12 protein-coding genes are annotated in these 14,120 nt (G+C 40.1%); 4 read left to right on the top strand and 8 right to left on the bottom strand.

Annotation, left to right across the window (positions count from 1 at the left end; all coding sequences use genetic code 11):
- Nucleotides 1-113 precede the first annotated feature (113 nt).
- From PLE7327_RS13785 to PLE7327_RS13795, 3 genes are read left to right on the top strand one after another with little or no spacing between them, the layout of a single operon-like run.
- A complete protein-coding gene (locus PLE7327_RS13785) occupies nt 114-1,424 on the top strand; it encodes an ABC transporter substrate-binding protein (RefSeq protein ID WP_015144421.1) in 1,311 nt (436 codons plus the stop codon).
- Between the two features lie 24 nt (nt 1,425-1,448).
- The gene (locus PLE7327_RS13790; RefSeq protein ID WP_015144422.1) at nt 1,449-2,348 is read left to right on the top strand and encodes a carbohydrate ABC transporter permease; all 900 of its coding nucleotides are present in this window, start codon (nt 1,449-1,451) and stop codon (nt 2,346-2,348) included.
- Nucleotides 2,349-2,362: 14 nt separating this feature from the next.
- Nucleotides 2,363-3,190, top strand: a complete 828-nt coding sequence (locus PLE7327_RS13795) for a carbohydrate ABC transporter permease (RefSeq protein WP_015144423.1) — start codon at nt 2,363-2,365, stop codon at nt 3,188-3,190.
- Between the two features lie 292 nt (nt 3,191-3,482).
- On the opposite strand, the gene PLE7327_RS13805 is transcribed toward PLE7327_RS13795, so the two are convergent.
- Nucleotides 3,483-5,681 carry a phosphoketolase gene (locus PLE7327_RS13805; protein WP_015144425.1) on the bottom strand — a complete coding sequence of 733 codons (2,199 nt, stop codon included), beginning with the start codon at nt 5,679-5,681 and terminating at the stop codon, nt 3,483-3,485.
- Between the two features lie 233 nt (nt 5,682-5,914).
- On the opposite strand from PLE7327_RS13805, the gene PLE7327_RS13810 reads away from it, so the two are divergent.
- Nucleotides 5,915-6,112, top strand: coding sequence for a hypothetical protein (locus tag PLE7327_RS13810; RefSeq protein WP_015144426.1), 198 nt, complete (start codon nt 5,915-5,917; stop codon nt 6,110-6,112).
- Between the two features lie 56 nt (nt 6,113-6,168).
- Here PLE7327_RS13810 and rpsU read toward each other — a convergent pair whose 3' ends face one another.
- The 7 genes from rpsU to PLE7327_RS13845 form a co-directional block, all read right to left on the bottom strand.
- On the bottom strand, nt 6,169-6,360 hold the full coding sequence (rpsU, locus tag PLE7327_RS13815; protein ID WP_015144427.1) for a 30S ribosomal protein S21: 192 nt from the start codon (nt 6,358-6,360) through the stop codon (nt 6,169-6,171).
- 116 nt (nt 6,361-6,476) lie between these two features.
- On the bottom strand, nt 6,477-6,776 hold the full coding sequence (locus PLE7327_RS13820) for an RNA-binding protein (protein ID WP_015144428.1): 300 nt from the start codon (nt 6,774-6,776) through the stop codon (nt 6,477-6,479).
- Nucleotides 6,777-7,170: 394 nt separating this feature from the next.
- Nucleotides 7,171-7,530, bottom strand: a complete 360-nt coding sequence (locus PLE7327_RS13825; protein WP_015144429.1) for a Rieske (2Fe-2S) protein — start codon at nt 7,528-7,530, stop codon at nt 7,171-7,173.
- A 51-nt stretch (nt 7,531-7,581) separates the two neighbouring features.
- Nucleotides 7,582-9,132, bottom strand: a complete 1,551-nt coding sequence (locus PLE7327_RS13830) for a CPBP family intramembrane glutamic endopeptidase (RefSeq protein ID WP_015144430.1) — start codon at nt 9,130-9,132, stop codon at nt 7,582-7,584.
- A 26-nt stretch (nt 9,133-9,158) separates the two neighbouring features.
- Nucleotides 9,159-10,706, bottom strand: a complete 1,548-nt coding sequence (locus PLE7327_RS13835; protein ID WP_015144431.1) for a glycosyltransferase family 39 protein — start codon at nt 10,704-10,706, stop codon at nt 9,159-9,161.
- 138 nt (nt 10,707-10,844) lie between these two features.
- A complete protein-coding gene (locus PLE7327_RS13840; protein ID WP_015144432.1) occupies nt 10,845-12,461 on the bottom strand; it encodes a DUF2079 domain-containing protein in 1,617 nt (538 codons plus the stop codon).
- Nucleotides 12,458-14,038 (bottom strand): hypothetical protein, encoded by a 1,581-nt coding sequence (locus PLE7327_RS13845; RefSeq protein WP_015144433.1) that lies wholly within the window; start codon nt 14,036-14,038, stop codon nt 12,458-12,460. The genes PLE7327_RS13840 and PLE7327_RS13845 overlap by 4 nt, the downstream gene beginning before the upstream one ends.
- Nucleotides 14,039-14,120: the final 82 nt, after the last annotated feature.

Consider the following 14,120-nt stretch of genomic DNA (forward strand, 5'->3'; position numbering starts at 1 on the left):
CGACAATAGAAATTAGCGATCCCTCTAGGGTTTTCCTCAAAAAGCTCCGGTGTAGCGATCGATCTGCAAGAATTAATCTTTGCCGCTACATTTTATTAAGAATTATGTAGTCGATGACCACTCCTGCTATTGACAATAAAATTCCCTACCTATCTTCATTTTTGTCAAAGATTAAGCAATTTTTCCTAAAATGGGGGAGTTTATTGTTAATTGTTTTCTCTCTGACAGCCTGTAGCCAAAATACGGATGGAATAATCACCGTAACCCTAAGTGGCTGGCAAAGCAATCCCACTGAAAGACATTTGATAGAACAAGTTTTAAAAGATTTTGAAGTGAAACATCCCGATATAAAGATCGACTTTGAAATCATAACCGACCAGTATATGGATGTTATCAAGACGCGATTAATTGGCGATGCTGCGCCAGATGTTTTTTACTTAGAGGCTTTTGAAGCCCCTTTACTGATGAGTTATGGGGTTTTAGAACCTTTAGATAGCTACATTACTGCTGAGTTCGATCTAGCTGATTTTGAACCTTCTTTGCTCGAAGTGTTTAAATACAAAGGTAAACTCTATGGCTTGCCAAAAGATTTTTCTACATTAGCCCTATTTTATAACAAACAATTCTTCAGTCAAGCTAACTTGAAGACTCCTCCAAAAACTTGGCAACAGTTGCGGAAGTATTCCAAAAGACTTACTGTCGATCTTAATGGCGATCGCAGAAAAGATCGCTATGGTTTGGGAATTACGCCAGAACTCGCGCGTCAATACTTTTTAATGAAAGCGTTTGGGGGAGAATTAATCAACCGAAAAGATTACGCTAGTTTTGCAACAAAAAAGAGCGTAAAAGGGTTAAAGAAAATTGTCGAGCAATATCAAAAAGAGCAAACGGCTGCTCAACCTTCGGATGTGGGCGCAAGTTCTGATAGTGAAATGTTTGGTCAGGGAAAAGCTGCGATGGTAGTTGACGGAAATTGGGCAATTCCTTATTTAAAAGAAACCTTTCCCGATCTTGAATTTGCTACAGCTGAGGTGCCATCAATAAACGGAAAAAAAAGTACGATGGCTTATACAGTTGCTTATGTAATGAACAAAAAAGCCAAACATAAAGATGCAGCCTGGAAACTCATCTCTTATCTGACCGGAAAAGAGGGCATGCAAGCTTGGGCAAAAGGTGGAGTTGTCTTGCCAAGCCGAAGATCGATCCTATCAGAACTAGGATATATAGAAAATCCTCTTTACGCTCCTTTTATCAGAGGAATAAATTATGCAACGATATGGCAAGCTGGAATAAATTTACCGACTATTAGAACTCATTTTAATAATCAATTTTTAAGTGCTTTATTGGGTCAGCAATCTTTAATAAAAGCCTTGCAAAAAGCTCAAAAAGATGCCAATAAAGAAATTCAAGCAGCTGATTACTAAATCAAATAAGTCCCGAATGATTTCATGAAAAAAAAGAGTCAAAAAAAGGTTTTGCAACAGGAAGCATCTTCTGGATATTTATTTATGGCTCCTAGTCTAATTATTTTAAGTATCTTTTTATTTTTACCAATTCTCTATGCCATATTTTTATCTTTTCATAAGGTTCAAGTTCTAGGAGAGCTAAGTTATCGATTCGTTGGCAGTCGAAATTTCAGCCGAATCTTAGATGATGAAAGGGTTTGGATCGCTTTAAAAAATACTTTTGATTATGTTATCGTCGTTGTTCCTAGCCAAACTATTTTGGCACTAATTCTAGCTGCGATCTTGAATGCTAGTATCAAAGGCAGACAGTTATTTAGAGTTATCTTTTTTCTGCCAACTGTAACTTCTTCTGCTGTTTTAACTTTAATTTTTATTTGGATTTATAACTCTAATGGTTTGTTGAATAATTTGTTTTCTCATGTTGGGTTGCCAACCTATAATTGGTTGGGCGATCCCCAGATAGCTCTTAAAGCTATTATGATTATGAATGTTTGGTCTACTGTTCCGTTTTTTATGGTCATCTATTTAGCCGCACTCCAAGACATTCCTTCTGAATTATATGAGGCAGCAAAAATTGATGGGGCCAATGAGTGCGATCGCTTTTTTAATATTACGTTACCCTTGCTTAAACCCGTTACTTTTTTTGTCATCGTGATGGGAATTATTGGTACGTTTCAGTTATTCGATCAATCTTATATCTTTTCAAATGGTTCTGGTGGTCCCAACAATTCAACACTGACAGTTGTCCTTTTAATTTATCAATATGCTTTCAAAAGTTTAGATATGGGCTACGCTGCTGCACTTGCCTTGATGCTAGCAGGTGTAATTTTGATAGTAACACTAATTCAGCGTCGTTTCTTTCAAAATGAAAAAATCTACTAAATAAGGGAAAAAGAGTGAAAGTTTTTCTCGGACTAAAACCTATTCTCTATATCTTCTTAATCCTATATGCAATAATTACTTGTGTGCCCTTTGCTTGGGCACTTTCAGCCTCTTTTAAACCTCTCAATGAAATTGTAGCTGGTGGCTTAAATTTTATTCCTCAAAATTTTACTCTTGATAACTACCGACAAATTTTTTTTGAATCGCCTTTATTCGGACGCTGGTTTTTAAATAGCATATTTGTAGCTGTCTGCGTTACTGGATTAAACCTTTTATTCAATTCTATGGCTGGCTATGCTTTAGCAAGAATTTCCTTTCCAGGACAGCCATTATTATTTGGATTAATCGTGGCAGTTTTACTAATTCCTATCCAAGTTACATTAATTCCTACTTACTTGATTTTAAAGTATTTGGGATGGCTGAATAGTTATCAAGGACTGATCGTACCGAATGCAGCCAATGCTACATTTATTTTTATGATGCGACAGTTTTTTGTCAATTTCCCCAAGGAACTGGAAGAAGCTGCGGCATTAGATGGATTAAATCGCTGGGAAACTTTTTTATACATTGTTTTGCCTCTAGCTAAACCAGCTTTAGCAGCACAAACTATTTTTATTTTTATGAGTTCTTGGAACAACTTTTTAATGCCATTAATGATTTTATCCTCTGCAGAAATGTTTACGCTTCCATTAGGATTAAATACCTTTAAAGGACTTTATATCAGTTATTGGAACTATATTATGGCAGCATCGATCGTTTTTACACTGCCGGCGATCGCAATTTATTTATTCTTCAATCGTTATTTCGTTGCTGGAATGCTTTTTACAGGCACTAAGGGATGATCGATCGCATTAATATTGATAGTGAGATCGTTACTAACTTTTTTTCCAACTACTTCCATTGTCTTTTGATTGAAATATTCCTTCATCCCAGTCAAAATTACCCCCCACCTAGCAATATCCAGATCCAGGCAGGGGCTAACACAATGAACTCAACTTATATGAATTCTCTAAAATCTCGCTACAAATCCTTGGAGAGGGAAAAGGGAAATGGGAAAAGAGGCATACTTCTTTCCCCTTTGCCCATTCAACTATCTGGTAGCAGGTATGAATGGAAATTGGCATTATATCTCTTTTAACCAATCAACTCAACAGCACGCTTGGCTAAATTTTCAGCCGTCAAGCCATTATATGCCATCACTTGACTCGCACTGGCAGCCGTTTCGCCGCGCTTCCAAGAAAAGACATCGCGCTTGGCACTACTGCGCAACATGAGCGGTTCTAACATTCCACTCGCGCCGCCAGTAACGCCAATTAACGCATCGCCGCCAAACAATCGTTCAAATCCTTCATCATCCAAGAAATGACTGTCGGGTTGCGCGCTACCTTGCCATGCAACATCGTCGGGACGATACAAGCGACGAGGACTGATGACAGAAACAATCCGTACCCCTATGCCTTCGTTTTCTAGATGCAAGGCGGCATCAAAAACCGGAATTAACGTCATATCGCCAACAACGGCAAAGACGACTTTCTTTTTCCCTTCGGTTTCGTGCAATACTACGCCACCATCTCGTAAAGCTTGACGGGTTTGTTCGAGGGTTGTGAGGACGGGTAAGGCTGACTTACTCGCCGTGATGACGATTCCCTTATTCTTGGTTTCCAGCGCCCATTCATAACATGCCTGGATGCTGTTGGCATCGCAGGGGAATAAGGGAAAGACATTGCCATTGCGCATCATGGCGGCAAAGTAATTTTCCACCTCCGGACGTTGGTGCGTCCAACCGTTGCGCCCTTGCTCTAAGGCTCCCGCAGTGAATAGAGTAATGGTAGAAGGGGTGGGACGGCGCAATTCTGCCATTGCCTGAGTCACGGTTTGCCAAACTGGTAAACCATTGATGACAAAAGATTCGTAGGAACACCACAACGTCCGCGCGCCAAATAAGGCTAAACTAGCAGCCAACCCCGCACAAGCATCTTCGCTTAAGGGTTCATAGACTTGCCCCTTGGGCGCTTGGAAATAAGTATCGTCGGGAGTGGGATGAATGATTTTAAGTCCCACGTTGACGTTGTTAATTCCAGAAGCAGCATTTCCATCTGCATTGGTAATCACAAAGTTGGGGTCTTTTTTCCCGACGTAAACGATTAATTCTCCCATTGCAGTCGTCGCGACTTTTTTCTCGCTTCTAAGGGGGAATTCTTGGAGAGGTAATTCGCCTAGGTCGGGTAAGGGAAATTCTTTTTCCGTGACGACATGATGGGATGCCGGACCGCCAGCCGAACGTTCAAAGTTGGTGCGGACTAATTCCCAAGCTTCGGGAGGTAAGGCACGTTCTTTGAGGGCGCTGACAATGTAACCGTTTTCTAGAGAATCTCCAGGATAGAGGTTGTGAGATTGTGCGCCCCGTTTGTGAACGCCTGCGCCTTTGAGTTGTTTGACGATGAGGACGGTTAGCTTGCCACTCATTGCCGATTTAGCGGCTTTATCGGTGGCTTCTAGAACGGCTTGAACGAATTCTAAACGTTTTTGGAAGGAAAATCTGGTGCTATCGACGTAATCCCCAGGTTGGTTGGCATCGTCGAAGTCTTCGGCGTTGACGAGAATGACTTCTTGGAAACCATTGCCTTTCCAGTATTCGATCATTTCTGCGTTGGGTTTGGTGGAAACCATGCTGTGGTGTTCTTGGGAATAGCCGTTCCACACGAGGATGGGCAGGAAGTTGGTGACGTCGGGATAGGCAGTATGGAAGTGAGCAAAGCTACTCATGACATAGGGTTCGCCCAAACCGCCATCGCCGATGGTGACGGGGAAGAGTACGTCGGGATGCAATTTTGCACCAGCCATAGCAAAATGCTGTCCTTGTCCGAGGGGTCCGGCAGGATTGAGGAGTCCGGGAATTTGTCCCGATAAATGTCCCAAGAGTCCGTGCATTTCTCGGAATCGCTCCCCCAGTTGCTGTACGGTTTTGATGCCCATGTCTTCTAGGGAGCGATCGAGAAACATGGTGCTGTAAAATCCTGGAGCGTGGTGTCCGACTTCAGTGATAATGTTTTTGTAACCTAACATGACAAGGGCGGCAATTCCCTCAGCAATGCTGGCAAATCCGCCGGGGTGTCCTGATTCTTTGGTGGCGGTGGTTTGTAAGGTCAGGTATCGCAATGCATCGGCGGCGAGGAGGGTTTGATAGACGGCAATCGGATCGCTGGGCGAACTAATAGCAGTCTGTCCGGGCGCGATCGCCGCTTCTTTTCCATACTTTTCAAAGTCAGGCAAACTATCGCCAAAATGCTGAATGCCTTGACAAAAAGTAGGGATTCTGCTAGCAACTGTCATTTTATTAAATACCCCTTCTCATTACTGCAATTATTAAATAAATCTTACAGTTTAGTTAGGGAAGATAGCAGTGTATCGCCACAATCGTCGCTCGCAAGAGTGCAGGGTATGACACTTGCAGACAGGGGCTTTTGCCACTAAAAAATCTTTTTATCAGAAAAAATTATGACAGTTACAAGAAATTTCAAGAAGTCAATCGGGCTTAGCTTGAAGATTCGAGCGCATAATTAAAGATGAAGAATTTTAAAATTACTGCAATCGAAACTCAAGGGACAAGCAATATGGAAATGAGTTGGTTGGATTTTGCGCTCATAACTCTGTTTAATGCTACTTTATGTATTCTTTTGCCGAGACTGGTAACGCTAAACTGGTCGTTTGGTCAGCAAGAAAATAAGCAATTAAATATAAAGCGATCGCAGATCGTTCATTAGGCGGATTTGACATCTGCGATCGCAACCGAGTATATCAACCCACAGTTAAGTAATAATTAGCGATAACGAAAACGTCGTTTGCGCTGTTTATGTTTGGCAAGGGCTTTACGCTTTTCTTTTTCTATTGGCGTTTCAAAATGCCGTTTCTTTCTCATGTCCTGGAAGATCCCCGCTTTAGAAACCTGACGTTTAAATCGTCTTAGGGCGGATTCAATTCCTTCGTTCTCACCCAAAACTACTTGAGTCATGCTTGTTGCTCCTCCTATGAATGGTGAAACGCTGAAAAACAAAAAAAGCCTCTAGCAGAGTAGCGCAGTTACTTTCATCTGCTAGAGACCCTGAAATTCAAGCTTTAAGTAAAAACTTAATAACGACGATTGCTGCGGCGATTGTTACCCCAGCTACCAGAGGAACCTCTTTCTTCGCGGGGTTTTGCCTTGTTAACTTTCAAGTCGCGCCCCATCCATTGGGCCCCATCAAGTGCTTCAATGGCAGTCGTTTCTTCTGCCTCTGTTCCCATTTCTACAAAAGCAAATCCTCGCGGGCGACCTGTTTCTCGGTCGGTAGGCATCTGAACGCGATTGACAGTTCCATATTCTTTAAAAACTCGTTCGAGGTCTTCTTGGGTAACCTCATAGGATAAATTTCCAACATAGATCGACATAAGCTGTCTCCAAATTCAAGGAGTGTAGAGAGGTTAGATCCGGAGAAACACTTGTCGCTAAAGCAAATCGGGGTTTCAGAACCGAAAATAATCCTTACTCTATGACTATAACACAGCAACATAGAGGGAGTTATTATAAATCTGTTGTTGAATAGATTAGGCTTGGTAATAGGGTTTAGAATTGGGTATTCTGTCCAAAAGTCAGGAAATTACCGTACCATTCCCAAGAAGCCGAGCGCTTTTACACCAATTGGTAAGCAAACATAAATTAAGTTAAACTAACAGTCTTGGTGGACAACGATCGAGATCTAGTGTCTCTAAAGATCCATTGCCCACTCTTGTATCCTAGAAGAATAGCAAACCGTTCTTTAGTTTGCCTCAAGACGGGAAAGCGCTATTGTTCTTCTACATCAATCCAAATACTTCCCTCTTCCACGCGAACGGGAAAAACTGGCAGTGCGCTTTGGCGCGAAATCATCCCCAGTGCTTTCCCGACGCCGGGGGGCCAAGGACTCCACTCCTTAACATCGCCTGTACGCAAGTCAAAAGCGCTGCGATGCCAAGGGCAAACGATCGCTCCATCTTCAGTTATTTTGCCATTCTTCAAGGGCAGTTTCAGATGAGGGCAGGTATTATCTACCGCGTAAAGCTGTCCTTCAAGGTTGAGAAGCAGAACGTTACGCTTGCCAACTTTCACGACTTGCCGTTCGCCTGTAGGGAGGGATTCAACAGAAAGAACTTTAGTCCAGGTCATGAGACCTCCTTTCCTAGTCTTCTGCTTTAAGTTTAGTCGCGATCGCCGAGTTTATCCCGCACCGCTGCCTAAAACGAACAGACTTAACAAGGTTCCGCCATTCCAAAGACTGTGGAGCAAAATGGAAGAAAGGAGATTGCGCGATCGCGTATAAACCACCCCTAAGACAATGCCTAGAGTTGCCAGAGGTAAGACCTCCGATAAATTCAAATGGGCAATTGCAAATACTATACTGCTAATCGCGATCGCGCCCCAAACTGGCAGATAGCGAGTCAGAGAAGGCAGTAAAAAACCTCGAAAGATAATTTCTTCAAAGACTGGTGCTGCTACTGAAGCAGTGAAGAAAAATATCGCTAAAACCCATTTATCTTGTGCCTGTAGGGCAAGGGAAAGGAGTGGATTGCTTCCACCTTTTCCTTGCCAAAAAAGTTGATTAGCGAGGGAAACGACAAACACTAACGGTAAAGCAACTAAATAGCCGCCTATGCCCCACAAAATCCAACTGCTCAGCCATTGAAATCGAAACCAATCTTTTGCTAGCGGTAAAAAAGATTTGACTGAGAAATATAACACTAATAACTCGCTAGCCGCTATTAAAATATAGTCAACTAGAACATAAATTGCCTTTTTTAGCAAGCTCATATTACTCATTGCGATCGGAGATAATCCTATCTCTAAAAATATTAAAGGAAAAGCAATTTGACTGATAAAGAAAAACCCAACTAGAACTTGCCAAATAGTTTCTCCGTCCCATGGTGTTTGCCAAGGATTATTATTTACAGAACCCAAAAGAGAGTCCTTTTTTTTAGTCAACCATTGAACTAAAAGAAATATTAGAATTCCAAAGCCAATAATTCCTCCTAATAGCGGGAAAGCATTAATCAGTGCTAGTTTTATCAAAACTTGTCGAGCAATTTTTTGTTCGTTTTGCCGAAGATTGGATAAATCGTCAAGACGGTTTTGCGCTTGATAAAGTTTTTCCAATGCTTGATAGCGGAACCAACCTTTTAGTTGACTTTTAATGATAAGTTCCGAACCGGGCAAAACTGCTGGCGGTTCGCTCCACAACCCTTTTAAAACCTTTGCAGTTTGTATCATATCTTCTGGAGCATCTTTAGTTTGTGACTCTTCGATTACATCGTTCCAGATTTTTAATGAATTCTTAGTTTCTCCTAATTGGGTTTCTATAATTCCTAAGTTAATCTTGATTTGATTAATTGACTGTTTTTCTCGCTGTATCGATTGCTTCAATAGTTCTAACTCTCCTGTGGTTTCCGATCCCGGAGGGAGAACTTGAACTTGATAACTAGCTAGTTGGTTTTTGAGTTTTTCGAAATTTTTTTCAGCTAATGTTTTAGCCTCTTGATATTGTTTTTTAGCATTTACATAGGGTTCATCTCCAAGAATATATTTAAGAGAATCATCTTTTTTTTGAACGATCGTATCTAGCTTAACTTCTGAGGCATGAAGCGTTAAATTTGCCAAATAAAGCTCTAAATTTGCTTGTACTTGAGGTTCAGTAATACTTGTCACTAACGACAAAAAAACAGGCAAGAGTGACACAACAGTTAGTATGGATAAAATAATTCGTTTGATATTCATCTATTTCCCTTAGAATTTAATTGAAATTATAGTCCAGAAATAATCAAAGTAAATCCTTCCACAGTCCCAAAAGAGTGGCTATTAGGTAATTGTAATATTTCTAGAGTTGTTCGATCTAAAAGCATGTAAGTTGTTCTCGATTTTAACTGCTGTAATGTGGCTACATCTTTAGCAATAACTTGGCGATCGCTATAAAAATCTAAACTTGGGCGATTGTAAGCAAAAGAGGTATAAACTTTTGTATTAGGAGGTGTATGCGTTTGAATTAAAGCAGCGACAGGTTTTACCGGGAAAGCTTCATTTAACTCCCAAACCCAAGATTTAGAAGTTACAAACAATAACAAAGTTAGATAGATTCCAAGATACAAAATTGGGATGAAAATTCGATGGTTCTGTTGAATTTTCCAAGCAGTAACAACCATCGTTAGCATTAAAACTACAGCCATTACTATTAAAACTGGCTGAGGAGCGGTTAGGAATAAGTAAATACTACCTCCTAAAGCAGTAACAGCTAAAAAGATAAAAAGACCGACAAAATATTTTGAGTACTTTCTATTATTTTGCCAAAGTTTTTCTAAGTAAGCGCCAACTGCAAGCGCTACAAAAGGATAAACGGGCATGATATACCAAGGAAGTTTAGTGCCCATCAAAGAAATCGTTCCCATGTATATAATTGAACCAATAAGAACTAAACTTCCCCAACTCTTACTGCGTTGTTGCCAAGCAAGAAAAACTCCTCCCGGCAAAAATAATAACCAGGGAACCGTATATTTGATTAATTCAACAAAATAATACCAAAATTCTCTCTGATGTCCATCTAGTGAAGTCGATAAGCGATCGAAGCTTTGCGAATAAAAATGAACCTGAATAAATAAATCTCCATAATGCTGTATTTGTAGCAAGTACCAAACTATAACGGGGAGAAAACCGAGAGAAATTCCCAACCACAAATAAAAACTTTTTAATAACTTTATTTGCTTATTAACTAAGAGAAAAATCCCTGCGATCGCGCTCAATATAAGTACCAAAACCCCCTTAGTTAAAGCAATTGCTCCCAATCCAATTCCAACGCCAATGCAAGTGCGATCGTTCTGACGTGCTTTTAATAAACACCACAGAGAGAAGATCGAAAAAGTATTAATTGCCCCATCCAACATTGCCAGTCGTCCGTGACGCACGACAGGTAAAAGTGTTAAATAAACTAAAGCACTAAAAACGGCTGGAAGGCGATAAGAAAAAACTTTTCTGCCTAATAAATAAAGCAAAGGAACGCCGCAAGCAGTTAACAAAGCACCAGGCAGGCGTGTAGTAAACTCATTAATTCCTCCCCAATGATAGCTAATAGTAATTAACCACATCATTAAAGGAGGTTTGAGTAGAAAAGGCTCTCCTAAATAAGTTGGATAAAGCCAATTTCCAGACCGCAACATATCTCTGGCAACGATACCATAATATCCCTCATCCCAATCTCGCAGAGGCAAATTTCCTAAAGCAACTAGCCACAGAAAAATTGCAGCAATAGATAATCCCAAAAGCAATTTTAATTCTGACTTTACTGATTTGTCATTGGTCATTCGATGAAAGAATTTTGGATTTTAGATTTTGGATTGAGGATTGTTAGTAGTTAGTAGTTAATTCTCTCCCAGTCCCCCAACTCCCCCACACTTCCCTCTCCCTCTGCGCCTGAAGCGCCTCTGGGTGAAATAAAAAAATCAGGACTGTTTTAAAATCGGTTCTACTTCCTGACGAAAACCTTCCCAAGCAAGCAAAGCAGAAGTATCGGAAGCAACTCCCCGTTGCATGAAAATAACCCCATCTTGACAGCCTACCATTCCATAACTACCCTGCTCTAATAACCGTGCGATCGCGCCAACCAGATCTCGCAATCGATCTCGGTCATCTTCAAAAGCAACTTGGTACTGCTGAAGTTGTCGTAAATCGGCAATAACATAATCGACACTAACCTTTTCTCCCGCATCATTAATTAACTCTAGCGACGGAAACCCCAACATTTCCCGACGACCAGAAATATGCGGAACGATGTGACGGGTTGCCGATACACTAGCATCTGGGGGAATTTTTGCCAAAAATGAGTTAATAATGCTTGCACGTTGCCACTGTTGCAATGGCGAAGCATAAACCCAAGGATCGAATGAATCGGGAATGAGAAAAGACAAGGCGCGATGGGGATTAGAGGTTAATGCAAAAAAGATGGATACACCGATGCAAAACGCCCAAAAACGTCTCAACCTAAGCTTAAAAGCATCAGTATTATACGACCACCAAATAATTGCGCCATAAAATAGTCCCGGCACCACAGTTAGGGCAAAGCGCATATTCATCGACAATGCCCAATAGTCGTCTCGCAGCAACAGCACCAGTAACGGTGCAGCAATTAGCATCCAAGTAGATGGCGAAATAAGAGGGACAAGCGCAAGGGGAAGAGAATGATTGAAAATGTATTGAATCGTTCTGCCCAAGGGAGTAACGATTTCCAGCAAAAGTTGCCAGGGTTTACTTATAATTGCCCACAGTACCTCTAAACTGGAAGTTTGATCGCCCTCGACAAAGTTACCGAACTGTTTGACTAGAAACCTCCCAGAGACATCATGGGAAAATAGAGGCATCACTTTGCTAGTAATGACGATGGCATAGCTAAAACTGAGGATGCAGACAGCTAGACCAATCCAAGGATAACGCTCGCTGGCGATGAGATAAAATCCAATGCCGAACAGAAGAATGCCCGCATCCTCTCGCACTGCCAAAATTAATGCAGCTAGTCCCCAAAACCACCACCAGGAACGCTTTTCTAAAGCTAGCAGCAGCCCAAATGTAAACAAAGGTAACTGACAGAGGTCTTGAAAATTTCCCAATGTCGGACCAATGACTGCCTTGGTGCCATAAAAGCCTGCCATAATTATTACTGACAGTTTGGGGTCGAGGCGCTGACGAGCTAATATATACAGAACGACTCCCGCAGCCGTTATCAGGGTCACATTCAAAGCTAGTAGAGTGCCTGCTGACGGGAGAATCGCATAGATAGGCAACCACAGCAATAAGGCGGGCGTAAAATGTTGCCCCAAGCGATGGTAGGAAACCTCTGGGATGGGAACAGAAATAGACTCGCTAGATGAAAGAGAACTTTGAAAGAATCTACCGTGGATGCCGTTCCAAAAAACTTGATTGAAAATACCTTGGTCGAAAGAACTATAGGAAGGGTAATAACTGTAGTGACGATGGAGTACGAGGATTAACTCGACAGTGAAGAATATAATAGCAGCCGCGATCGCAGCGCGATCGATGCTTAGTTTCTTAAGCTTTGCAATCATTTGGTTTTTTTAGAGTTAGCTTTTACGTTATATAAATAATACTTTTCGTCGGAAACTAGACTCTTAGTAAAAGAGGCAATTGGAGACACGATAATATCATCTCGCGATTTCTCCAGATCGTAGTTCAGGATTAAAAGAATCTCAGGATTATTTTCTCTAACAAGTTGGCTGACTTGCTCTAACACTATACTCGGATCTACGTCTTTTCTTTGACTATTAAAAAGAGTGAAGCTACCTAACCTCTGTCTTTCGGGATAATAAATTTTTCGATTGAGATAACCGCTAATTGGTGCCATATTAACATCTCGACTTCCTACTATAAACATCTGGTCTAAGCTATGGCTTTTAATATAATTTGCTGTTTCGCGACCAGCAGAATAAGGGACTTGTAAATCTCGACTAAAAGCTACTAATCCTCCAGCTAACTGAGTATATAATACGATCGCGATAAAAATCTTTTTTCGTTTGCGAACGAACTGCATCCAATTAATTGTTCTTTTCTGGAGATCGAGCGAGATTTTTTTTATCTTTTTAGTCAATAAATTTGACGGGGGATAATAACCGGCTAGCCAAAGCGATGCAAGCAAGATAATATAATGATGCCCATAATGTCTAGGAACGCCTAAGAATTTTATGTAGTTGAAAAATAAAATTATTAAGGTACTGGTAATATAAAAGAATAAAATTAAAGGTTTTCTAATCAAAATAGTAGAAACAAAAGCTACGATAAATAAAGTAACAAGAGAAAAACAAAATAATGATAAACGCTGAGAATCTCCAGAAATTAAAACAATGATATAACCATTCCAAATTCGCGAGATCGCTTGGGTTAATCGATGCAAATCAAATTGAAGCACCCAGCGATTTAATCCACCCTGTAAATTGCTGTCTGCTGGAGGAATAATGGTTAAAAGTGAAACAATTATTCCCCAAACAAATATTAAAATGCTAGCAATGATGTTTGATGCTTGAATAGTAAAATTGCGATCGCTTTTTTTAATTGTAATATAATCAACTATCAAAGTTAATCCTAAAGCTACTGAGATTAATAGACAGTAAGCATTAGTATTTGCCATTAAAGCCAAAATAGCAGAAAGAAATATGTAACCTATTTCTTTAGAAGGAAATAAAGCACAAAATAAAAATATAAATAGTACTCCAATTGCATAATTTCTACTAATTAATAAGTATTCATAAAAAGGAAAATATCCAAAAGAAAATAAAATTTTCTGAAATTGTGTAAAAGGTGAGTATTTAGCAAAAATATAGATAGTTGTTGTAGCTATAAGCAAATGGAAAATCTGCATTGCTACAGGATTGTCGGTAAACTGACTAATAATATATAGACAAATATACCAAAGACTGGGATGACCTTCATATTTTATATTCTGGAAAAGTTCGACTAGAGAAATACTATCTCTAGTAATCAACCAGACATTTAACTCATCTCGCCACATGGCATGATTTAAAATGCCAACTAAACCAAAGAAAAAGAATAATGAAGTTAACCATAAAACAAAAAGATTGTTATTTTTTTTTTCGGCACTATTCTGGGAGATCTGATCGATTAATTGCATCTTAAAAATTTCCTTGATGTTATTTTCTTTTTGATGTACGTTTTCATGGCGATTTCATTCTGACTTGATTTCGCCAAGCTAC

Origin of the sequence: Pleurocapsa sp. PCC 7327 (assembly GCF_000317025.1) — a bacterium.
In the GTDB taxonomy this organism is placed as follows: Bacteria; Cyanobacteriota; Cyanobacteriia; order Cyanobacteriales; family Microcystaceae; genus Hydrococcus.